At 66.9% G+C, this 22154-nt stretch carries 22 protein-coding genes; 6 read left to right on the top strand and 16 right to left on the bottom strand.

Translation table 11 applies throughout. The features are described from left to right. Positions 1–149 precede the first annotated feature (149 nt). The 7 genes from ACZ6YI_RS21065 to ACZ6YI_RS21095 form a co-directional block, all read right to left on the bottom strand. Positions 150–1442: an argininosuccinate lyase gene (locus ACZ6YI_RS21065; protein WP_465780334.1), complete on the bottom strand. Its 1293-nt coding sequence runs from the start codon at positions 1440–1442 to the stop codon at positions 150–152. Between the two features lie 9 nt (positions 1443–1451). Next, positions 1452–2399: an N-acetyl-gamma-glutamyl-phosphate reductase gene (gene argC / locus ACZ6YI_RS21070; protein WP_465780335.1), complete on the bottom strand. Its 948-nt coding sequence runs from the start codon at positions 2397–2399 to the stop codon at positions 1452–1454. An 8-nt stretch (positions 2400–2407) separates the two neighbouring features. Beyond that, positions 2408–3673, bottom strand: coding sequence for an acetylglutamate kinase (locus ACZ6YI_RS21075; RefSeq protein WP_465780349.1), 1266 nt, complete (start codon positions 3671–3673; stop codon positions 2408–2410). Positions 3674–3713: 40 nt separating this feature from the next. Further along, entirely contained in the window at positions 3714–4811 is a 1098-nt protein-coding gene (locus tag ACZ6YI_RS21080; RefSeq protein ID WP_465780336.1) for an acetylornithine deacetylase, read from the bottom strand. Positions 4812–4820: 9 nt separating this feature from the next. Further along, entirely contained in the window at positions 4821–6029 is a 1209-nt protein-coding gene (locus ACZ6YI_RS21085) for an argininosuccinate synthase (protein WP_440326563.1), read from the bottom strand. A gap of 48 nt (positions 6030–6077) precedes the next feature. Beyond that, positions 6078–7109, bottom strand: a complete 1032-nt coding sequence (locus ACZ6YI_RS21090) for an N-acetylornithine carbamoyltransferase (RefSeq protein ID WP_465780337.1) — start codon at positions 7107–7109, stop codon at positions 6078–6080. 406 nt (positions 7110–7515) lie between these two features. Next, positions 7516–8070, bottom strand: coding sequence for a glycine zipper 2TM domain-containing protein (locus ACZ6YI_RS21095; protein WP_440328041.1), 555 nt, complete (start codon positions 8068–8070; stop codon positions 7516–7518). 205 nt (positions 8071–8275) lie between these two features. On the opposite strand from ACZ6YI_RS21095, the gene cysS reads away from it, so the two are divergent. Further along, positions 8276–9655, top strand: a complete 1380-nt coding sequence (gene cysS, locus ACZ6YI_RS21100; RefSeq protein ID WP_465780338.1) for a cysteine--tRNA ligase — start codon at positions 8276–8278, stop codon at positions 9653–9655. Next, positions 9652–10092 carry a SufE family protein gene (locus ACZ6YI_RS21105; protein ID WP_465780339.1) on the top strand — a complete coding sequence of 147 codons (441 nt, stop codon included), beginning with the start codon at positions 9652–9654 and terminating at the stop codon, positions 10090–10092. The genes cysS and ACZ6YI_RS21105 overlap by 4 nt, the downstream gene beginning before the upstream one ends. A 131-nt stretch (positions 10093–10223) precedes the next feature. Here ACZ6YI_RS21105 and ACZ6YI_RS21110 read toward each other — a convergent pair whose 3' ends face one another. Together ACZ6YI_RS21110 and dksA are read right to left on the bottom strand one after the other, a co-directional pair. Further along, entirely contained in the window at positions 10224–11642 is a 1419-nt protein-coding gene (locus tag ACZ6YI_RS21110; RefSeq protein WP_465780340.1) for a nicotinate phosphoribosyltransferase, read from the bottom strand. 87 nt (positions 11643–11729) lie between these two features. After that, entirely contained in the window at positions 11730–12785 is a 1056-nt protein-coding gene (gene dksA / locus ACZ6YI_RS21115; protein WP_465780341.1) for an RNA polymerase-binding protein DksA, read from the bottom strand. Positions 12786–12906: 121 nt separating this feature from the next. Between dksA and yidD the strand changes: the two genes are divergently transcribed. The 3 genes from yidD to ACZ6YI_RS21130 all read left to right on the top strand — a co-directional run bounded on the left by yidD (position 12907) and on the right by ACZ6YI_RS21130 (position 15390). Next, entirely contained in the window at positions 12907–13167 is a 261-nt protein-coding gene (gene yidD / locus ACZ6YI_RS21120; protein WP_440327061.1) for a membrane protein insertion efficiency factor YidD, read from the top strand. Then, positions 13160–14500 carry a dihydroorotase gene (locus tag ACZ6YI_RS21125; protein WP_465780342.1) on the top strand — a complete coding sequence of 447 codons (1341 nt, stop codon included), beginning with the start codon at positions 13160–13162 and terminating at the stop codon, positions 14498–14500. Before yidD ends, ACZ6YI_RS21125 begins: the two co-directional genes overlap by 8 nt. 104 nt (positions 14501–14604) lie before the next feature. Then, the gene (locus ACZ6YI_RS21130; protein WP_465780350.1) at positions 14605–15390 is read left to right on the top strand and encodes a M23 family metallopeptidase; all 786 of its coding nucleotides are present in this window, start codon (positions 14605–14607) and stop codon (positions 15388–15390) included. A gap of 112 nt (positions 15391–15502) precedes the next feature. Here the strand turns inward: ACZ6YI_RS21130 and folE2 are convergent, their stop codons facing one another. The 7 genes from folE2 to efp form a co-directional block, all read right to left on the bottom strand. Then, positions 15503–16426 (bottom strand): GTP cyclohydrolase FolE2, encoded by a 924-nt coding sequence (gene folE2 / locus ACZ6YI_RS21135; protein WP_440327064.1) that lies wholly within the window; start codon positions 16424–16426, stop codon positions 15503–15505. 96 nt (positions 16427–16522) lie between these two features. Beyond that, positions 16523–17359: a squalene/phytoene synthase family protein gene (locus ACZ6YI_RS21140; protein ID WP_465780343.1), complete on the bottom strand. Its 837-nt coding sequence runs from the start codon at positions 17357–17359 to the stop codon at positions 16523–16525. Continuing rightward, complete coding sequence (locus ACZ6YI_RS21145) at positions 17356–18036, bottom strand: HAD family hydrolase (RefSeq protein ID WP_465780344.1); 681 nt, start codon at positions 18034–18036, stop codon at positions 17356–17358. Before ACZ6YI_RS21145 ends, ACZ6YI_RS21140 begins: the two co-directional genes overlap by 4 nt. After that, entirely contained in the window at positions 18033–18746 is a 714-nt protein-coding gene (gene ubiG, locus ACZ6YI_RS21150) for a bifunctional 2-polyprenyl-6-hydroxyphenol methylase/3-demethylubiquinol 3-O-methyltransferase UbiG (RefSeq protein ID WP_465780345.1), read from the bottom strand. Before ubiG ends, ACZ6YI_RS21145 begins: the two co-directional genes overlap by 4 nt. Positions 18747–18756: 10 nt before the next feature. Beyond that, on the bottom strand, positions 18757–19032 hold the full coding sequence (locus ACZ6YI_RS21155) for a YciI family protein (RefSeq protein WP_465780346.1): 276 nt from the start codon (positions 19030–19032) through the stop codon (positions 18757–18759). After that, on the bottom strand, positions 19029–20369 hold the full coding sequence (locus tag ACZ6YI_RS21160) for a TRZ/ATZ family hydrolase (RefSeq protein ID WP_440329218.1): 1341 nt from the start codon (positions 20367–20369) through the stop codon (positions 19029–19031). The genes ACZ6YI_RS21155 and ACZ6YI_RS21160 overlap by 4 nt, the downstream gene beginning before the upstream one ends. 83 nt (positions 20370–20452) lie before the next feature. Next, positions 20453–21034: an elongation factor P gene (efp, locus tag ACZ6YI_RS21165; RefSeq protein ID WP_247428306.1), complete on the bottom strand. Its 582-nt coding sequence runs from the start codon at positions 21032–21034 to the stop codon at positions 20453–20455. Between the two features lie 88 nt (positions 21035–21122). Here efp and epmB point away from each other — a divergent pair, with 88 nt between their 5' ends. After that, positions 21123–22148, top strand: a complete 1026-nt coding sequence (gene epmB / locus ACZ6YI_RS21170; RefSeq protein ID WP_440329216.1) for an EF-P beta-lysylation protein EpmB — start codon at positions 21123–21125, stop codon at positions 22146–22148. Positions 22149–22154 lie beyond the last annotated feature (6 nt).

Raw genomic sequence — 22154 nt, forward strand, 5'->3', positions numbered from 1 at the left:
GCCTTGTTTTTGGCGGACCGCCTTTTCCTTATGGCCAAGGTATAAACCCCCGGGGTGTTCTTTTTGGGGGGGGGGGGTTGGGTGGTTGTGGTTGTGCGGGGGGGCCCCCCCCCCCCCCCCCCCGCTCCCACAGGGGTGCGACGGCGTGCTCAGCCCAGTTGGGTGAGTCGCGCCTTGAGCGTGTCGAGCATCAGGTCGTTGCCCGCGCCCGGCGAGGTGCGTGCCGCCAGGCTGGATTCCGGGGAACGGCCTTCGCCGGCCGACGCGGCGGTTTCCGCGGCGGCGCGGTAGGCATCGCGGAATGGGACGCCCGCCACGGCCTGCTCGATCGCCACGTCGGTGGCATACATCGCCGGCTCGATCGCGGCACGCATCTTCTCCGCCTTCCACTCGAAGCGGGCGAGCATGTCCGGCAGCAGCTCCAGGGCGCCCAGGCCCATGGAGAAGCCATGGAACAGCGAGCCCTTGGAGAACTGCAGGTCACGCTGGTAACCCGACGGCAGCGAGAGCAGCTGCTCGATCTCCGTACGCGCGGCTGCGACGCTGGCGTAGCTCGCACGGAGCAGCTCGACCACATCCGGGTTGCGCTTGTTCGGCATGATCGATGAGCCGGTGGTGTACTCGGACGGCAGCTTCACGAAGTCGAACTCGGCGGTGGTGAAGAGCGAGAGATCCCAAGCGAGGCGGCGCGTATCGAGCAGCGCGGTACCCACGGCGTCGAGCGCCGCCATCTCGAACTTGCCGCGCGACAGCTGCGCGTAGATCGGCGACACCTGCATGCGCGAGAAGCCCAGCGCCTGCGTGGTATGCGCCCGATCCAATGCCACGTTCACACCGTAGCCGGCCGCCGTACCCAGCGGGTTCGCGTCGATGAGCTCGAGCGCCTGGCGGGCGCGCAGCGTGTTGTCGATGAACGCCTCGGCGAACGCGGCGAACCACATGCCCGTCGACGACACGACCGCACGCTGGATATGCGTGTAACCCGGCATCGGCAGCGCTTCACCGGCCGCGCGCTCGAGGCACACCTCGGCAACACGGCGGCACACAGCCTCCAGCGCCGACAGCTTCTCCTTCAACCAGAGGCGCGTCGCCACCAGGATCTGGTCGTTGCGGCTGCGACCTGTGTGCACGCGGCGGCCGGCATCGCCAAGACGTTCGGTCAGGCGTGCCTCGATCGCCGAATGGCCGTCCTCGAAACGGTCATCGAGCACGAACGCACCCGCGGAGAAATCCGCGGCGAGTGCGTCGAGCTCTCGCTTCAGGGCATCGCGCTCCTCCGCGGAAACGACGCCGATATTGGCAAGGCCTTCGACGTGCGCCTTGCTCGCCGTGATGTCGTGCAGGAAAAACTCGCGATCGAGGACCACGTCGTTGCCCGCGAGGAAACGCATGATCTTCGCATCGACCTGCGTATCGGATTTCTGCCAGAGCGGCTGGGTCATCGTCGGTCCTTACAGCGGGATGGCGGTGAGCTCGTCGAAGCCGAGCGCGCGGTTGACGTTCTGCATGGCCTGGGTGGCGGCGCCCTTGAGCAGGTTATCGAGCGTGGCGACCACGACGACACGGCGGCCATCGACCGACAGCGCGAAGCCGCCCACATCGAGATGGTGCTTGTGCGCGACCTGGCTCACCCATGGCGCCTCGTCCACCACGTGGATCAGCTTCTCGTTGGCGAAGCGCGCCTCGAACCGCGCGACGATGTCTTCGCGCTTCGACGGCTTTGCCAGGTAGAGGTTCGTCGTCACGGTGAGGCCACGGAAATGCGGGGCCACGTGCGGCATGAATTCCACGGGCAGGCCCAGGTGGCGGCTGGCTTCCTTCTCATGCATGTGCCCGGTGAGCGAGTACGGCATGAGGTTGTCGCGCAGCTTGTCCGGGTCGTTGCGGTCGGACGGCGTCGTACCGGCACCGGAATAACCCGAGACGCCGAAGGAGACCGGCGGCGCTGCCAGCAGGTCCTTGATCGGTGCGATGGAGCACTGGATCGCCGTGGCATAGCAACCGGGGTTGCTGATGCGCTTCTCGCCGCGCCAGCGGTCGCGGTACAGCTCCGGCAGGCCGTAGTACCAGCGCTCGTCGAAGCGGTAGTCCGCAGAGAGATCAACGATAACGGTACTGCCACCGGCCTTGTCGATCGCCTCCACGTACGGCGCGGCCTTGCCGTTGGGCAATGCCAGGATCACCACGTCGACGCCCTGCTCCGCCACGGCGGCGGGGTCGAGGCTGGTGTAGTGCAGTTCGCCCTTGTACACGTCGTTGTGGTCGGCAAGGCGCTGGCCGTCCAGCTCGCGCGAAGACACGAACGCCAGCTCGAGCGAGCGATGGCGGGCGATAAGGCGGATCAGCTCGGCGCCCGTGTGGCCGCGCGCGCCGACGATACCGATGGTCTTGGTGGCCATGGCTTGGGTCAGTCCTGCAAGGTGGGGATGCGGGTGGCGCAGTGCGCGACGCAGCGTTCGATATCGGCGAAATTATCCAGGCCGTACCAGAACACCTTCCAGCGCGACTGCTTGAAGCAGCCGTCGGATTCCGCGTAGTAGAAATGGTTGATGGCGTTGCCGTGGCGCGAGCGCCAGAACAGCGTCGGGTTCTCGTCGCGCATCACCTGCCAGACGGCACGGCCGAGGCCCTCGCCCTGTGCGTCGTCCAGCACCGCGAACTTGTCGAGGTAGGCGAAACCGTCCTCGTGGGTCAGCACCATCGCCGCGCGGTAATTCTCGGACACGTACAGCCGGTACAACTTCGTGCGTTCGAAGTAATCCGGCACCAGCGTGCGGCCGAAACTGGATTCGATCAGCGAGGTCATCCGCTCGAGATCGACGCCCTCCCACGAATCGAAGCGCAGGACGCGCTCACCGCGACGAACCAGCGTACCCGAGCCCTTGTGGGTGAACAGTTCCTTCGCGAGATCGGCCGGGCGCGTGATCGACACCGACGAGGTCAACGGCAGGTCGTCCAGCAGGTCCTTGATCTGCTCGATCTTCAGGCGCATGCCCGAGTGCAGCCAGGGCTGCTCCAGCAGCTGCTCATACTCGGTCGACAGGTTGATCGAGTCGATGATGTTGCCTTCGCCATCGAGCAGGCCGCCCGTGCCGGTGAGGAACACGATCTTGTACGGCTGCAGGACGCGCACCAGTTCATTGGCGGCGAAATCGGCGTTGATGTTGAGGATCTGCCCCGAATCCGTTTCGCCCAGGCTGGCGATGACCGGGATCGAACCGGCGCGCAGGCTGGCCTCGATCGGCGCCAGGTTGATCGCGCGCACCTTGCCGACCAGGCCGAGCTGGTCGGGGTCGAGGAAATCGGCGGTGAACACCCCCGACGGTACGGACGTGGCGCGCGTATCGACTTCCTGCAGGGCCTCGACCAGGCGCAGGTTCTGCGACTGGAACACGCGGCGGACGATGGCGAGGGCTTCAGGCGACGTCACGCGCAGGCCGTTCACCGTCTTCTTGACGATGCCGGCGGCCGAGAGCTCCTCGTCCAGCTGCGGGCCCGCGCCGTGCAGCACGATGGGCGTGAGGCCCACCTGCTGCAGGAACGAGAGCGACGAGGTCAGGTCGGCCAGTTCATCGCGCAACACGGCGCCGCCCACCTTCACCACCGCGAAGCGCTTGGCATCGAGCTGGGAGAAGCGCTTGAGGTACTGCTGGATCTCGCGCGCGCTGCCCATGGCGGACAGGAGGCGCACGATGGTTTTGCGGGTGTGCTTGTTAGATTCCACGATCGACGATCCGGTGGATGGTCTGGGCGTAATGGGCGAGCTGGTCGAGGGCGACCCACTCATCGGCGGTGTGCGCTTGCGCGATATCGCCAGGGCCATACACGAAGGAGATGTAGCCGGCCCGCGAGAACAGCGCGGCCTCGGTCCAGAAATCCACGGCATTGCCTACCGGGATCTCCAGCTCGTCGGCGAGGTCGCGCGCGGCGAGGCGGCGCGCCTCGGCGCTGGCGGTATCGCCCGCCGGCAGCGAATCGCCGCGGAAGGTTTCGCCGTACTCGACCGGGTGCAGCTCCACGAGCGTGCGGAAGGTCTCGAGCAGATTGTCCGCATCCATCGACGGCAGCGGGCGGAAGCCGAAACGCACATCGGCGGTCGGGGCGATCATGTTTGCCTTGATCCCGCCTTCGATCTTGCCCACGTTGAAGCGCAGGCCGGTCAGGCCACCAAAGCGCTCGTGCGACAGGGCCTGCACGTGGTCGAGCGCGGCAGCGCCCCAGCGGATCGCCTGGTGAAGGGCGCTATCCGAAGGGGTCTGCTCGCCGGACGCATGCGCGGCGCGGCCCTTGAAGCGCATCTGCACCGAATGGATGCCACGGTGCGCCAGCACCGCTTCGCCCTTCGTGGGCTCCGCGACGATGATGGCATCGTAGGCCGGCTTGTCCTTGAGGAAGCCATCGATGCAACGCGCATCGTTGGCTTCTTCATCGGTGGAAAGCAGCAGCGCCATATCGCCCTGCGACGCGTTGGCCACGGCCACGAGCGCGGCGGCGGCGCCCTTGATGTCGCAGGCGCCAAGGCCGATCGCGCGGTCTTCGGTCACCCGCAGTTCGTGCGGGTTGGCCGTCCAGTGCGGGCTATCCGGCACGGTATCCAGGTGCACGTTGAACAGCACTTTCGGCGTGCCGCGCACGGCATACAGGTTCACGGCGCCGGCACCGAAATCGGTCACCTGCACGTCGAACCCCGGGAGGTTCGCGCGCAGGTAATCGAAAATGCCGCCCGTGCCGATCTCACGCGGCGGGTTGCGCGTGTCGAACGACACGAGCGCACGCAGGTGGTCGAGGGTGTCCTTCAGGAGCTTATCCATGGGCCTCGATCACTTGCCGCCGTTGGCGCGGTCGACTTCCGCCCAGATCGTCGAGCTCATGCCGTAGAGCTTGATGAAGCCCTCGGCCTCGGCGACGCCCCAGTCGGCCGCCTGTGCGTAGGTGGCCTTCTTCGAGTGCAGCAGGTTCTTCGATTCGACCTTCACGGCGTACACGGTGCCGCCACGGGTTTCGATGATGACCTTGCCATCAACCTTGCGCTGCGTGCTCACCAGGTAGGCTTCCAGGTCGGCCTTGATCGGGTCGTTGAAGAAACCTTCGTAGGCGATCTCGGTCCACTTGCGGCCGATTTCCGGCTTGAAGCGGTTCTGCTGCTTCGACAGCACGGTCTCTTCCAGCGCACGGTGCGCCGTGAGCAGCGCGGTGAGCGCCGGCGCTTCGAACACAATGCGGCCCTTCAGACCGATGTTGGTGTCGCCGGTGTACAGGCTACGGCCCACGCCGTACTTCGCCAGTTCGCGGTTGAGAAAGCCGAGGATCTCCGGACCCGTCGCAGCCTTGCCGTTGAGCGTGGTGGCCACGCCCTTGTCGAAGCCGAGCTCGATGCGCAGCGGTTCGGACGGCCATTCGGCGCGCGGTGCGCACCAGGCCACGGCGCCCTCTTCCGGGATCTCCCACGCATCGATCTCGCCGCCGGAGATGGTCACGCCCAGCACGTTCTCGTTGATGGTGTAGTGCTTGGTCTTGGCGCGGACTTCGAAGCCCTTCTCTTCCAGGTACTTCTGCTCGTAAGCACGCACCTGGGTGTGCTCGCGCTGGATCTCGCGGATCGGGGCGATGATCGTGTAATCGCCGAGGGCCTTCACGGTCAGGTCGAAACGGACCTGGTCGTTGCCCATGCCGGTGCAGCCGTGGGCGAACAGCTTGGTACCCAGCTCGTCGCAACGCTCCAGCGAAGCCTTCACGATGAGGTAGCGGTCGGAAACCAGCAGCGGGTACTGCCCCTGGTAGAACTCGCCGGCCCAGATCAGCGGCGTGACGAAGCTATCCCAGATCGCCTGCGAGGCATCGACGGTGCGGTGCGATGCGGCGCCCAGTTCATGCGCGCGCTGCTCGATGTACTCACGCTCTTCGGCGGAGACACCACCGGTATCGACGAACACGGTATGCACGGCATAGCCGCGCTCCATCAGGTAGGGGACGCAGAAGCTGGTGTCGAGGCCGCCCGAGAAGGCGAGGACGATATCTTTGCTGGACATGCTGGCTCCGGAAAAGGCTTGGAATTAAGGGCTAAAGGGCTAGGCGAATCAGAAACCGAGGCCGGACTTCACGCCCGGCTGCGACATGAGCGAGGCCATGACGGCCTTCTGGACGTGCAGGCGGTTTTCCGCCTCGTCCACGGCGATGCAGGCCGGCGAATCCATCACCGCATCCGTCGCCTTGATGTTCCGGCGCAGCGGGAGGCAGTGGCTGAAGAGGCCGTTATCGGTGAGCGCCATCTTGGCTTCGTCGACGATGAAGTGCTTGTTCGCATCGCGAATGGCCTTCTCTTCATCCCAGCGGCCGAAGTACGGCAGCGCGCCCCAGCTCTTGGCGTAGATCACGTGCGCGCCGCTGTAAGCCGCTTCGATATCGTGCGAGACCTGCAGCGAGCCGCCGTTTTCCTTCGCGTTCTGCGCGGCGAAATCCATGTAGCGCTGGTCCAGGATGTACTCCGGCGTCGGGCACAGCAGGGTCACGTCCATGCCCATCTTGGTGGCGATGAGCAGCGCGGAGTTGGCCACGGCGGTGTTCAGCGGCTTCGGATGGTAGGTCCAGGTCAGGACGTACTTCTTGTTCTGCAGGTCACCCAGGTGCTCCTTCATGGCGAGCGCGTGGGCCAGCTCCTGGCAGGGGTGGGTGATCGTTTCCATGTTGATGACCGGCACCGTCGCGTACTGGGCGAACGCCTTGAGCACCTTGTCCTGCCGATCGACCTGCCAGTCCTGGAACTTCGGGAAGGCGCGGACGGCGATCAGGTCCACGTAGCGGGAGAGCACGCGGGCCACCTCAGCGATGTGCTCCTCGGTGTCGCCATCCATGACCGTCCCCACCTCGAACTCGATGGGCCATGCATCCTTGCCCGGGGCCAGCACCACGGCGTGGCCGCCCAGCTGGAACGCGCCGATCTCGAAGCTGGTGCGGGTGCGCATGCTGGGGTTGAAGAACAGCAGCGCGATGGCCTTGCCGGCGAGCTGCTGGCCCTGCGGCGAGCGCTTGAACTCGGCGGCCTGCTCAAGCAGGGCGTCGATCTCGGCGCGGCTGTAGTCCGTGGTGTTGAGGAAGTGGCGAACGGTCATGGCTATCCAGATCGGTCGGTGGCCTGGCGGGGCCGTGGGAAGAATGGGAAATCGGAAACAAAAAAACCCGGCACGGGGCCGGGTTTTTTAGTCGATGCGAATGAAACGCGCGCGACAGCCTACCCGGCCGAGTATCCGATGTACGGTCGACGAGCACGGGACGTCATCCCTGCGGCCATGCGGGCGCTGGTGAAGACGTTCGAGGTGTAGTCGGCGTGGGACACGGCGGGGTTCTTTTAGGTGAAGCGTCGATAATGCCGTGGATTGCTGCGCTGCGCAACTATCCGTAAATCCTGTGGGAGCGAGCTTGCGAGCGAGGGTCTGCAGCCTCGTCGGCCGGCCTTCACGGGCAAAAGAAAAGGCCGCGATCGCTCGCGGCCCCTCTTCACTGCCTTGCCGGAACCGGTCAGTCGGCCGGCGAGACGCTCACGCGGACGCGGAGGCGCTCGCCCGGGTCGTAGTTCAGGCGCGAGACGTAGACCTCACCGCGGTAGCGGTACTCGACGTCATAGCCCGCGATGCGGCGCTGCTCGGTCACCGAGCTCACGTCGCGGCAGCGGGTTTCCGTGCTCTCGTAGCTGCGATCGCCGCTGCGCGACACGTTGTTGCCGACCACGCCGCCAGCCACCGCACCGGCCACCGTCGCGGCCTTGCGGCCATCGCCCTTGCCAACCGTATTACCCAGCACGCCACCCACGACGGCACCCAGGATGGTACCGGCCGTGCTGCCGCTGCCCTGCTGGCGGGTCACCACCTGCTGGTCGTAGCACTCCTGGCGCGGGGTCTCCACGCGCGACACGCCATACACCGGATCGACGCGCAGGACGTCGGCCCAGCCGAAATGGGTGTTGTCATCCCCGCCCTGCTGAGGGGGCGGCGGGGGCGGCCCGTAACGATCCTGGGCACTGGCACCGGTAGCGAAAACCGCGAGGATCAGCGCGGGGATAAGCAGGCGAGACATGTAGGAAAACCTCCAGCCAGGCGCAAGGTTGCGCCCAGTGGTTGTCATTTCATCAAGTTCACGCTGAATCCACGCTTAGGTTTTCCGGAGCCCGGCCCGGCCGATCCTGTCAACCGAATCCGCCCTCGCGCGTGCACGGCCGGGGCCCGGCCTTGCTACTATTTCAGGCCGGCCCAGGCCGCCGGCCCGCCCCCATGGACACCCGATGACGATCTCGCTCTACAACACCCTGACGCGCCGCACGGAGGCGTTTGCCCCGCTCGATCCGAACCGGGTGACCATGTACGTCTGCGGGCCCACCGTCTACAACTACATCCATATCGGCAACGCCCGCCCGCCGGTCGTCTTCGACGTGCTGGCCAGCCTGCTGCGGCGCCATTTCCCGAAGCTGGTCTACGCCCGGAACATCACCGACGTGGACGACAAGATCAACAACGCCGCGGCGGCTGCCGGGGTGCCGATCACCGAGATCACCGGGCGCTACGCCCAGGCCTACCGCGACGACATCGCGAAACTGGGCGTGGCCCCGCCCGACGTCGAGCCGCATGCCACGGCGCATATCGCCGAGATCATCACCATGATCCAGCGCCTGATCGCCTCGAAGCACGCCTACGTGGCCGAGGGCCACGTGCTGTTCCACGTCGCCTCCTACCCGGCCTACGGCGCCCTGTCCGGCCGCGATCCGGATGAGCTCATCGCCGGCGCGCGCGTCGAGGTGGCCCCGTACAAGAAGGACGCGGGCGATTTCGTGCTGTGGAAGCCCTCGGACGAGACCCTGCCCGGCTGGGACAGCCCATGGGGCCGCGGCCGCCCGGGCTGGCATATCGAGTGCTCGGCCATGAGCGAGGCCCACCTGGGCGACACCATCGATATCCACGCGGGCGGCGTCGACCTCACCTTCCCCCACCATGAGAACGAGATCGCCCAGAGCGTCTGCGCCCATGGTGGCAAGCCGTTCGCGCGGTACTGGCTGCACAACGGCATGCTCACCTTCGACGGCAAGAAGATGTCGAAGTCGCTGGGCAACGTGCTCCAGCTGCATGAGCTCCTGACCAAGCACCCGGGGGAGGCCCTGCGCCTGATGCTGCTGCGCGGCCACTACCGCCAGCCCCTTGATTGGTCGGATGCCGCCCTCACCCAGTCGGTACGCACGCTGGATGGCTGGTATGGCGTCCTGCGCGACCTGGCCGACGTCCCGCCTGGTGCCTTCGTGGTGCCGGAGGCGGTCGAGGCCGCGCTGTGCGACGACCTGAACACCCCGCAGGCCCTGGCCGAGCTCTCCCACCTGGCGGACGCCGCGCGGCGGGCTACGGGCGATGAGCGGATCGCCGCCAAGGCGGCCCTGCTCGCCGGTGGCGCCCTGATGGGTCTTCTGCAGCAGGATCCGGAAGCCTGGTTCCAGCAGGGCAATCCGGGCGAGGCCGTCGATGCCGCCATGGTCGAGGCTTTGCTGGAGGAACGCCGCGCCGCCCGCGCAGCGAAGGATTTTGCACGGTCCGATGCCATCCGCGATCAGCTGAAAGCGCTGGGCATCGCCATTGAAGATGGCGCGCAGGGCACGCGCTGGAGCGTAGTGAAGGCATGAATGACCTCGTAGCACCGCAGGAACCGACCGCCGCCGAAGCACAGGCCGCCATCGCCGAGGAATTCGCGTTCTTCGGCGACTGGACCGAGCGCTACCAGTACCTGATCGACCTGGGCCGGCAGTTGCCCCCGTTCCCCGACGACCAGAAAAACGAGGACAACCGTGTCCACGGCTGCCAGTCGATGGTGTGGATGATCCCCTCGGGCGACGCGTCGCGGATGACCTTCGAGGCGACCAGCGATTCAGCCATCGTCTCCGGCCTGATCGCCCTGCTGCTGCGCGTGTACTCCGGCCGTTCGGCGCAGGAGATCGTGGATACCGAGCCGACCTACATCCAGGAGATCGGCCTGGCGAAGCACCTCTCGCCCACCCGCTCGAACGGCCTTGTGGCCATGCTGGCGAAGGTGAAGGCGTACGCGGCGGCGGCCCTGGCCTGACCGACGAGCCTGTGGGTCGTGCTTGCGCGCGAGGGGACGAGCCTGTGGGAGCGCGCTTGCGCGCGATCGGGGCATGACGCGAGCACCCATCGCGCGCAAGCGCGCTCCCACAGCAGTCCTAGAGCGCGGCCCTAGAGGGCTGCGCGGGCGCGGATCTCGGCGAAGGTCTGGTCTTTCAGCAGCTCGCCGTTTTCCCACACCGTTTCCATCGCGTGCTCCCAGCCGTGGTCGAGCCGCATGTCTTCCGCCCGTGCCACGCCCTCGGGGATCGGCACCGTCTTCCAGGTGCCGTACTCGCGGTGCCGCGTAAGCGTCAGCCGGCCGCGCTGCGAGAACTTGCCCGCATCCGTCACCGGCGCCTTGAACACATCCACCCATCGGCCATCGATACGCGCTGCCGAGCACTTCAGGGCGAACTTCTGCGTATCGCGGTCGACCTTCTGCAACAGGGCGCCGCCCATGCCGAACGCGATGTTGTCGGCGGAGTAACCCGCGCCGGTGATGCGCTCCAGGATCGCCCGGATGCTCTGCGGGTTCACGCCATCGCCCTGGATGACACGCACGTGGTTGAGCACCCGGAAACCCTTGCCGTTCACCGTGCAGCCAAACGCTTCATCGAGCAGCTCGATGCACTGGTGGACCACTTCCACCGGGTCGCCTGAGTCGGGCCGCACGACCAGCGTGCCACCCGAAGCGATCACTTCCTCGCGCAGCGCCTTGCCCCAGTGCTCGCGGATCGCGTGGAAGATGTCGTAGCTATCCGAGACCACCGCGACCAGCGCGCCGGGGCGCGCGAACTGGCGCAGCATGTTGCGGTACGCATCCACCTCGCGCTCCCGGCCCCAACTGGTGATGGTGCTGTGCTCGGCGGCGGGGATCGAGTAGCCGGCCATAGGCTCCCCATAGAACGCGCGCGCGGCTAGCACGCCCTGCACCGTGTCGGTGCCCATGAAGTTGACCAGGTGGGCCATGCCGCCCAGCGCCGCCGATTCGGCGCTCGATACACCGCGGGCACCAAAGTCATGCAGCTTGAACGGCAACTGGGCCGCCGGATCGTCGCTGGTCTTCTCGAGGAAAGCGGCGATGGTGCGCTTCACCTGCCAGCTGAGGCTCGCGACGGTGACCGGGTACCACAGCCGCAGCAGCAGCGTCTCCAGGTAGCTGGGCAACCAGAAGGCCTCCGGATCGGTGGATTCGATGGTGACCAGCGCCTGGTGCGTGGGCACCACGCTGCCTTCGGGCACGGCGCGGATCCGCATCGGCATGCGGCCACCATGCACCTCGACGATGCGCCGCCAGCCCGCCTCGTTGAACGGCTCGCCATGCGCGGCGAAGAAATCCCGGGCCTCGTCCACGTCGCCGTGGCTCACGGGGCGCGCGAGCCAGCCCTTGAGGATCGCCTGTAGGCCGAAGAACACCGTGCGATCGAACAGGCCTCCGCGGGATTCCACGTAAAAGAACGTGGCATCCGTCCCTGGCGGGTATTGCAACCAGTGGCTCGCCTTGTAGCTATCGGTGTTGAGGATGAGGTTCTGCAAATGCGGGAACATGCGATCTCCTTGGCACCCGCCAGTCTACGCCCATAAAAAAACCCCGCCGGGTGGCGGGGTCTTCGTGCAATGCATGGGACGTGGCGCTTAGTCGCCCATCTGCTTCTGCAGGTGTTCGCGGCGCTCCTGCGCATCGAGCGTCAGCGTAGCGATGGGGCGCGCATCGAGCCGCTCCACGCCAATCTCCTCGTCGGTCTCCTCGCAGAAGCCGTAGCGGCCTTCCTCGATCCGGCGCAGGGCCTTGTCGATCTTGGAGATGAGCTTGCGGTAGCGATCGCGCGTACGCAGTTCCAGCGAGTTTTCGGTCTCGCGGGTGGCACGCTCGGCCTCGTCGCCCACGTCACGGACTTCCTCGCGGAGGTTGTCCATGGTCTGGCGCGATTCCTCGACCAGCTGCTCACGCCAGTCCTTCAGCTTGTTGCGGAAGTAGGCGAGGTGCCGGGGGCTCATGTATTCCTCATCGGGGCCCGGCTTGTAGCCCTTGGGCAGGTCGATGACCGTGGAAGCGGGCAGCGCGTAGCGGCCATCTTCCTTCGTGATTCCGTTTTCAAGAGTGGTGCTGTTCATGCTGGCTTGCGCGGACTTCTCGTTTCTGGATGGGGTAGCGCTGCCCACCGCGGACGCCTTGCGACCGGGAGCTGGGCTGGTGGCGGCCTTGGCCGCCGGCGCTGGTGCGGGTGCCGGCGTTGCCTTCACCTGCTGCTTGGGTGTGGCCTTGGCGGCGACGTGTTCCGCCACCGGGGCCGTTTTCTTTGCGGGGACGGGAGCCGGCGCGGCCTTCGGGGCCGGTGCCTTTGCTGCCGCCTTCGCGGGTACCTTGGTCGCCGCCGCCTTCTTGGCGGGTGCCGCCTTGGCCGGTGCTGCCTTGGCCGGCGCGGCCGCCTTGGCCGGTGCCTTCTTCGCCGGGGCCGGCTTGGCCACGGTCTTCACGGCGGCCTTCTTCGCAGGAGCAGCCGCTTTCTTCTCAGCGGGCTTGGGCGCGGCCTTCGCGGTCTTCGCCGCAGGCTTCGCCGCCGCGTGCACGGCCGTTTTCGCCGGTGCCTTCCCCCCGGCCGCAACCGTCCTGGTCTTCAACGCGTCACCTGCCCCGCCCTTCTTGGCGGCAGCCTTGGCAACGGTGGAGCTACGAGCGTTTTTCGCCATTTCCTTCACCTCGGTGGCCGTGGCGGCGGGGTGTTATAGCCCAGATGCGTTACCCCAGCAACCTATCTTCTGGGATACTGTTGAGTGCCCAACGCAGGCACCCCCACCTGGCCAAGAGACAGTGACCCGCCTCCTCCTCTTCCTGTTGTCCCTTTACAAGCGGTGGCTCAGTCCCCTGCTGGGGGCCAATTGCCGGTTCCATCCATCCTGTTCCGATTACACGCGGATTGCCATAGCCCGCTTCGGCCCCTTGCGGGGCACGCTGCTCGGCAGCTGGCGCATCCTGCGGTGCCAGCCCCTCTGCGAGGGTGGCCACGATCCCGTCCCTGACCAATTTGTCCTGCGCCGCTGCGGCGCCCAAGGAGCTCATACCCATGACTGATGCCTGGCTGATCAAGAACGCCGAACTGGTCAACGAGAACAAGCGGTTCAAAGCCGACGTCCGCATCCGCGATGGAAAAATCGCGAAGATCGCGCCGGGTCTGGAAACAGAACGTGACGAACAGGTGATCGACGCCAGTGGCCTGTGGCTGTTCCCGGGCATGATCGACGACCAGGTCCATTTTCGTGAACCCGGCCTGACGCAGAAGGCGGACCTTGCGACGGAATCGCGTGCCTGCGCCGCGGGCGGCATCACCAGCTTCATGGAAATGCCGAACACCAAGCCGCCGGCACTCGACCGGGACAGCCTGGAATACAAGTACACGCTCGCCGCCGAAAAATCGCTGGTGAACTATGCCTTCTACATGGGCGCCAGCAACGACAACCTCGAGCACATCCGCAAGCTCGATCCCAAGGCCGCGCCGGGCGTTAAGGTCTTCATGGGCGCCTCCACCGGCAACATGCTGGTCGATAACCCGGAGACGCTGGACGGGATCTTCCGCGACACGCCCGTGCCGATCATCACGCACTGCGAAGACACGCCGATGATCGACGCGAACCTCGCGAAGGCGCACGAAAAGTACGGCGAGGACATCCCGGTGTGGGAGCACCCGCACATCCGCTCGCGCGAGGCCTGCATCAAGTCGACCCGCCTGGCCATTTCGCTGGCGAAGAAGCACAACACGCGCCTGCACGTGCTGCACATCTCCACCGCCGATGAGCTCGCCCTGTTCGAGCCGGGCCCGATCGAGGGCAAGCGGATCACCGCGGAAACCTGCGTGCACTTCCTGCATTTCGGCGGCAGGAAGGACTACGAGGAGAAGGGTTCGTTCATCAAGTGCAACCCGGCGATCAAGGAAGAAAGCGACCGCGAAGCCATCACGAAGGCGCTGGCCGAGGGCCGGCTCGACGTGCTCGCCACGGACCACGCGCCGCACCTGCTGGAAGAAAAAGAGCAGAAGTACGACAAGGCGCCGTCCGGCCTGCCGCTCGTGCAGTTCGCCCTGCAGGCCGCGCTGCAGCGCGTGACCGAAGGCAAGCTCACGCTGGAACGCGTCATTGAAACCGTGTGCCACAACCCGGCGAAGCTGTTCAACGTGAAGGAGCGCGGCTTCCTACGCGAAGGCTACGCAGCCGACCTGGTGCTGGTGGACCCGAACAAGCCGCACACGGTCACCCGTGAAGAAGTGCTTTCGAAGTGCGGCTGGTCGCCGTTCGAGGGCTACACCTTCAGCAGCAGCATCGCCTCGACCTTTGTGAACGGGCAGCGCGTGTTTGATGGCAAGACGGTCGATGAGAGCGTTCGCGGGCAGCGGTTGGCTTTTGATCGATGAGAAAAATCGCAAGGGAATGCGGTGGTGTCGCCAGCGCTGATCGCGTGCAAGCACGCTCCCACAACGGCCGCGCCCGCGCGCTTGTGGGAGTGAGCTTGCGAACGATGGCCCGCGCTGCGCTGCTGATGTCTACGACCGCGGCCATGGCAGCGCCCTCCGACCTCCCCACCACGATGTCGCAGGGCGCACTGGTCATCGCCCACGCCCCGCCCGGTACGCCGGTGCGGGTCAACGGCAAGCCCGTCCATGTCGGCGCCGATGGCGTCTTCGTGTTCGGCGCCGGCCGTGACGAACAGGGCCCGCTCGTGGTCGACGTCGGCGGCCGCAGCACCCGCGTGGCGGTCACCCCGCGCGACTGGCCGATCGAACGCGTGGAAGGCGTGCCGCCAAAAACCGTGAACCCGCCGCCGGAGATCGCGTCGCGGATCGAACGCGAGCAGGCACTCGTCGTCGCGGCGCGCAACCGCGATGACGCCCGCGAAGATTTCGATCATGGCTTCATCTGGCCGGTGACCGGCCGCATCAGCGGACGTTTCGGCAACCAGCGCATCTACAACGGTGACCCGAAGGCACCGCACTCGGGCATGGACATCGCCGTGCCCGAAGGCACGCCGGTGAAGGCACCCGCAGCGGGTGTGATCACCTTCGCCCAGCCGGATCTTTACCTCACCGGCGGCACCGTGCTGCTGGACCACGGGTTCGGGCTGTCATCCAATTTCCTGCACCTGTCACGCATCGACGTGAAGGTGGGCGAACGCGTCCGCCAGGGCCAGGTGATCGGCGCGGCCGGTAAGACCGGGCGCGCGACGGGGCCGCACGTGCATTGGGGGTTCAACTGGTTCGGCGTGCGGCTGGATCCGTTGTTGTTGCCGGGGATCCAGGCACCCTGACGGTGGGGCTATCGCGCGCAAGCGCGCTCCCACAACGGTCTGCCGCCCTATGGCAGGGCAGCATGCAGGTTCGTTGTGGGAGCGCGCTTGCGCGATGGGTCTGCCCTACGGCTTAACGTGCCTTGCTGGCGAACGCCACGGCGTCGTGCGGGTGCAGGCTCTCGTGGTGCGCAACGCGCACGTGGAAATCCGCGACGCCCGGGTCGGATTCCAAAGTCTTCTGGATACGCCGCGCGGCGTCTTCGCAGAACATCAGGTTGCTGCCGTTGGCCAGCGCGAACGCCTGTTCATCGGCACGCTTCACCGCGGTCTGTACCGGCGTACCGAGCGCCGTCTCGACGTTGTCGATCATGCCGATCAGGTTGAAGACGCCCTCGCCCTTCGGCGCCACGCGGATCGTGGCGGTGCTGCGCTGGGCGTGCGGCGTGGCGATGATGCCTTGCTCCGTACCGAGCCAGGCAAGGATCGTTTCACGATCCATCGCTTCGCCGGCCGGGAACGACTTCGCGAAGTTGTCCTGGATGAGCTGGCGCGACAGCGCTGCCGACGCAGGGCACGTCGACGAGTACACGACATCGGTGGTGACCTCGAGATGGAACTGGTCGCCGCGCATGGTGGCATCGATGGTGATCGGGTAGGCGCGCCAGCCGCTGTTGTCGCTGCGCAGGGCGCGGCGGCGTACGAGGTGCTCGAAGCCGATGGTGATCCGCGCGTGGTCCGACAGGCCTTCGTGCGACGAGAGGAACTCGCCCAGCAACGCGCGGATCCCCGCGACGGTCAGCGGACCGGCCGAGAGCGCCTCGGAGACCAGCAGGTACAGGCGTGACATGTGGATGCCGCGCTTCTCGGGCTTCGTGAGGTTCACGAAGGCGCCGACGCGGGCACCGGTCGAACGGACGTCGCCGTCGCCGGCATCGAAGGCAACCGGCATTTCCATGCCATCCATGCCGACCCAGTCGAGCGTGCCAATGGCCAGGGCGTGCTCCTGTGACGCAACGTCGGGCAGCAGGCGGGTCGGGGAATCTTGGATGTACATCAGGGGTTCCTTGGGACGTAGGTCGTTTCCGGCCGTTCGCCCCGAGATGGGGGCCATGAGCAACGGCTCAATGGTGTGTGCCCGGAAACGCTGCGTTCAGCCCAACCGGCCGGCCTGCCGCGCCGCGCGCCAGGCACGCAGGGCGGTGGCCGGGCCCGTGCGGGACTGGCGCTTGTGCAATTCAGCGAAGGGTTCGGCGGCTCGTGCGGCGCCACGCGCCGTGGCAAGCGCCGTACGGCCCTCCAGGCCACGGAAGGTGGACAGGGGCTGCCCCCGGCCCAGCGCGGCGCCCAGGCCGGCCGCCAGCTCGCCGAGCTGCGCCTTGAGGGCCTCGCGGCGGGCGGGGGAATCTTCCTTCAACTGCCCGCGGCTCAGGCCGTGCCGGGCCAGCCGCGACATGGGCAGCGGGAGGCGCTCCCGGTCCGCATCGAACTCCAGGCGCGAGAGCGCGAAGACCAGGTGCGACAACGTCGCAACCTCGGCCGCGGCCTCGCTCGGGGCTTTCGGGCCGAACCACCACGCGGTCTCCAGGGCCGCGAGCGCGCCGTGCATGTTGCGCGCGGCCGCGACCTGCGCGGCGAAATCCGACGAGGTGCCCTGCTCCAGCTGGGCCATGGCGGCAAGTACCGGCGCCAGCCACATGGCCGGCGGGATCGCCTTCGCCCGCTCGCTCGCAAACAGCCGCTTCGTCAACGGGTGGCGCCCGCCACTGGCCGCCGCACCGGAGAGTTCCTCGGCCCACCACTGCAACTTGGCGGCGGCGACCTGCGGTTCGCGGATGCCATAAGCCGATGAAATCAGTTCCTGCTCGAGGGCGGCCAGCGCCACGCGCTCGTCGCGCACGTCCGGATGGACGAAGCCGAGCGCGATGCGCTGCTGTGGCTGGATCGCCAGCCACTTGTCGACGTAACTCTGGATGGCGCCATCGGTCATGCCGGCACCTCGCCCACGCCGAGCAGTGCCGCCAGGTCGTCGGGATGATCGACCACGGCATCGGCACCCCACGTATCAGGGTCGCCACCGTCGAGGTAACCCCAGCGCACGGCCACGGTGAACAGGCCGGCGGCATGCCCCGCGACGATGTCGCGGCGGTCATCTCCGACGAACACCGAACGCGTAGGCGCGCAGGCCGCGGTCTCGCACGCCAGCAGCACCGGCGCGGGATCGGGCTTCTTCACCGGCAACGTATCACCGGACACCACGGCGGCCGGCTGCCAGTGCGGCACGGCCTGCGGAAGCAAGGCGTCGGTGAGGAAGCCGGGCTTGTTCGTGACGATGCCCCACCGGATGCCCGCGGAGACCAGCCCCGCAAGCATCGGCTCGACACCGGCAAACGGCACCGTGTGCGCCGCCATGTTCGCCTCGTACAGGGCGAGGTAACGCGGCACCAGCGCCAGCACGCCGGCTTCATCCATCTGGGGGAAACCCACGCTGATGATGGCGCGCGAGCCGCGCGAAACGACCGGCCGCACGGCCTCGTAGGGCGGCGGTTCGACGCCCTGCTCTGCGCACAGCAGTCGCAGCGCGTGGTCGAGGTCCAGGCCGCTGTCGAGCAGCGTCCCGTCGAGGTCGAAGAAGACCCCTTCGGGCTTGAAAGGCAGCTTGCTCACGCCGGCTTCCTTGCCGCCAGCACGTAGTTCACCGCGGTGTTGCGGGTGAGGCTGGCATTGCGGGTGAGCGGGTTGTAGGCCAGGCCCGAGATATCCTCGAGTTCCAGCTCAAAATGACGGAGCATGCCCGCCACTTCCGACGGCTTGAGGAACTGCGCGTAGTGGTGCGTGCCGCGTGGCAGCAGGCGCATCAGGTATTCCGCGCCGACGATCGCCGCGCCGAACGCGGCCGGCGTGCGGTTGAGCGTCGACAGGAACAGCTGGCCGCCCGGCTTCAGCATGGCGGCCAGGTCGCGGATCAGCACAAGGGGATCGGGCACGTGCTCGATCATCTCCATGCAGCAGACCACATCGAAGGACGCCGGCTCGGCGGCCGCGAGTTCCTCGGACGACTGCACGCGGTAATCCACCTGCAGGTTCGACTCGAACAGGTGCAGTTTCGCGATCTCGATCAGCTTGGCGCCGAGATCGATGGCGGTGACGTTGGCACCCGCGCGGGCCAGGGCCTCGCTGAGCAGGCCACCGCCGCAGCCGACGTCCACCACCTTCGCACCGCGCAGGTTGGCGCGGCCGGCGACGTACGCCGAGCGCACCGGGTTCAGGTCATGCAGCGGGCGGGATTCGCCATCGGGATCCCACCACCGAGCGGCGAGCTTTTCAAAGCGCGCGATTTCTTCCGCGCTGACGTTGGCGTTGGCGTTGGTTTGCATCGTGGTTGCCTCAGGGAAAACGGCGCACGCGCCACTCGTGGACGGTAAGGGTGGACGAGCCGCTGGTATGCAGCGGGTCGCCATGGACGATCTGCGTCGCGGTCTCCAGGTCGGCAGCGCGCAGGAGGTAGGCGCCGCCGTTGCCATCCGTGAACGGGCCGGTCATCTCCAGCAGGCCGCGCTCGATCAGGCTGTCGAGGAACACCATGTGTTCCTGCGCCGCCGACGCCTGGAAACCGGGGTTGCGCATGGCCATCACCAGGTAAAGATGGATGGTGTCGTTCACGGCGCATCTCCCGCCGCGATCTGTTCGCGCCAGCCGCGCGCCTTGTCGCGGATCGCGTCGACATCGATACCGACAAGGGTCTTGTCGGCCAGCTTGCGCTTGCCATCGATCCAGACATCGCTGACCTGGTGGCGGCCGGTGGCGTACACCAGCTGCGAAGCCACGTGGTACAGCGGCTGGGTCTCCAGGTCGTCGAGGCGCACGGCGGCCAGGTCGGCGCGCTTGCCCGGCTCGATCGAACCGATCTTCTCGCCCAGGCCGATCGCTTTCGCGCCATTAAGCGTCGCGGCGCGCAATGCGCTGGCCGCATCGAAGGCCGCCGCATCGCCCGCCACGGCCTTCGCCAGCATCGCGGCCGTGCGCATCTCGCCGAACATGTCGAGATCGTTGTTCGAGGCGCAGCCATCGGTGCCGATGCACACGTTCACGCCAGCGGTGCGCAGTTTTTCCGCCGGGCAGAAGCCGGAAGCGAGCTTGAGGTTCGATTCCGGGCAATGCACGACCGATACGCCCGCGGCGGCGCACGCGGCGATCTCGCCGTCGGTCAGCTGGGTCATGTGCACGGCGATGAGGCGCTCGTTCACCAGGCCGAGCTTCTGCAGGCGCTGGAACGGACGCACGCCATCGCGCGCCTTGCCCTCTTCCACTTCCTGCGCGGTCTCGTGCGTGTGCAGGTGCACCGGGATGTCGAGCTGCTCGGAGAGCACGCGGATGCGCTCGAAGTTCTCGTCCGAGACGGTGTACGGCGCGTGCGGTGCGAACGCGGTGGTGAGCAGCGGTTCGCCGCGCAGGCTGTCGTGCACTTCCTCGGCGCGCTGGAAGTACTCATCGGAGGTCTTCGCCCAGGGCGTCGGGAAGTCGATGACCGGCAGGCCGATCACCGCGCGGAAGCCCATCTGCCGGTAGGTCGCGGCGATGACATCCGGAAAGAAATAGTTTTCGTTGGCGCAGGTGGTGCCGCCACGGATCATCTCGGCCACGGCGAGTTCCACGCCATCGCGGATGAAATCCGGACCCATGACGCGGCCTTCGGCTGGCCAGATGTGTTCCTGCAGCCAGACCATGAGCGGCAGGTCGTCGGCCAGGCCACGCAGCAGGGTCATCGGGTTGTGCGTATGCGAGTTCACCAGGCCCGGGATCAGCGCGTGTTCGCCCAGCGAGACGCGCTCGCGCGGGGTGTAGTGCTGGCGTGCTTCATCGGCTGGCAGGATCGCGAGGATCTCGCCCTTGTCGATCGCCACCGCGTGGTCATCCAGCACCACGCCATGCGGTTCCACCGGGACGACCCAGCGGGCTTCGATGAGGAGATCGATTTCTCGGGTGTCGTTGGAGCTCATGGAGACCTTTTCCTTGCGCCTGATAAGCGAACGGCACGGCGCCCAGGGGGCGGCCGTGCCGTCGTGTACGTCGATCGTGCGTCTTACTTGACGCGGCTGTCGTACTCGCCCGTGCGGGTATCGACCTTGATCACTTCATCCTGGTTGACGAACAGCGGCACGCGGACCACGGCGCCGGTTTCGAGCGTGGCCGGCTTGCCGCCGCCGCCCGAGGTGTCGCCACGGACGCCCGGATCGGTTTCGACGATCTTCAGCTCAACGAACTTCGGCGCCTGGACGGCGATGATCTGGGTTTCGTTGAAGATGGTGATGACGCACTGCTCGTCGCCCTTCAGCCACTTCCAGGCATCGCCCATGGCGGCCAGGTTGGCGCGGTACTGCTCGAAGGTCTCCGAGTGCATGAAGATCCACTCGCGGTCGTCGCCGGTGCCTTCGATGTACGAGAAGCTGGCGTCCGTATCGGTGGCATTCGCCTCTTCGTACGAGTCGCTCGACTTCAGGGTCAGCTCGGTGGTGCGGCCGTCCTTGAGGTTGCGCACGCGGATGCGGGTGAACGCCTGGCCCTTGCCCGGCTTGATGAAGTCCGCCTCGGTGATCACCCAGGGATCGCCGTTGTGGAGGATCTTCTTGCCCGTTTTGACGTCATTGAGGCCAAGGCTCGCCATGTGTTGCATGCTCCAGAGGTGAATCCGCCCGCCGGGCGGCTAAAATAGGGGTCTGTTACGGGCCGCAGGGCCCGCCCCAAGGCCCACCATGATAACCGCAAGCCCCACTCCCCGCCTACCGACCACCACCCTGGGTTGGCGCGAAGCCTGGCGGGACGCCATTACCGACCCCGTGGAGCTGCTCCACGCCGCCGGCCTTGGCCACCGCACCGACCTGCTTCCGCCCGATGACGCCGGGTTCCCGCTGCGGGTCCCCCGCGGCTTCGTGGCCCGCATGCGCCAGGGCGACCCCACCGACCCGCTGCTCCTGCAGGTGCTGCCGCAGCGGGCCGAGCATGCGGAAGCGGCCGGTTACAGCGTGGACGCCGTGGGCGACATGGCGGCGAAGGCCGGCCATGGCCTTCTTCACAAATATGATGGCCGGGCGCTGCTGATCGCGAGCGGCTCCTGCGCCGTGAACTGCCGCTACTGCTTTCGCCGGCACTTCCCCTATGGCGAGGAAATCGCCGCGGCGGCGCAATGGCGCGAGGCCCTGGCCCATGTCGCGGCCGACACCTCGATCCGGGAAATCATCCTCTCCGGCGGTGATCCGCTCGCCCTGGCCACGCACAAGCTCGAGGAGCTGACCCGCGGCCTCGCCGACATGCCGCACGTGATCCGGCTGCGCATCCATACCCGCCTGCCCGTGGTCCTGCCGGAGCGCGTGGACGAGGCATTCACCACGTGGCTCGCAGGCCTGCCCCTGCAGAAGGTGGTGGTGTTGCACGCCAACCATGCGAATGAGTTCGACGCCTCGGTGGACGCCGCCTGCGCCCGCCTGCGCGCCGCGGGCGCCACCCTGCTCAACCAGTCGGTGCTCCTGCGCGGGGTCAACGACGACGCCGGTGCGCTGGCGGATCTCTGCGAGCGCTCGTTCGCCGCAGGGGTACTGCCCTACTACCTGCACCAGCTCGACAAGGTCAGCGGCGCCGCGCATTTCGAGGTCGCTGACGAGGCAGCCCTTGCCCTGGTCGACACGCTGCGGGCACGCCTGCCTGGCTACCTTGTCCCAAAACTGGTCAGAGAATTGCCCGGCGACCCTTCAAAGCGTCCCATTGCCGATTTCGCGCGTTAGTATGGG

The organism is Luteibacter sp. NPDC104163, assembly GCF_055584245.1.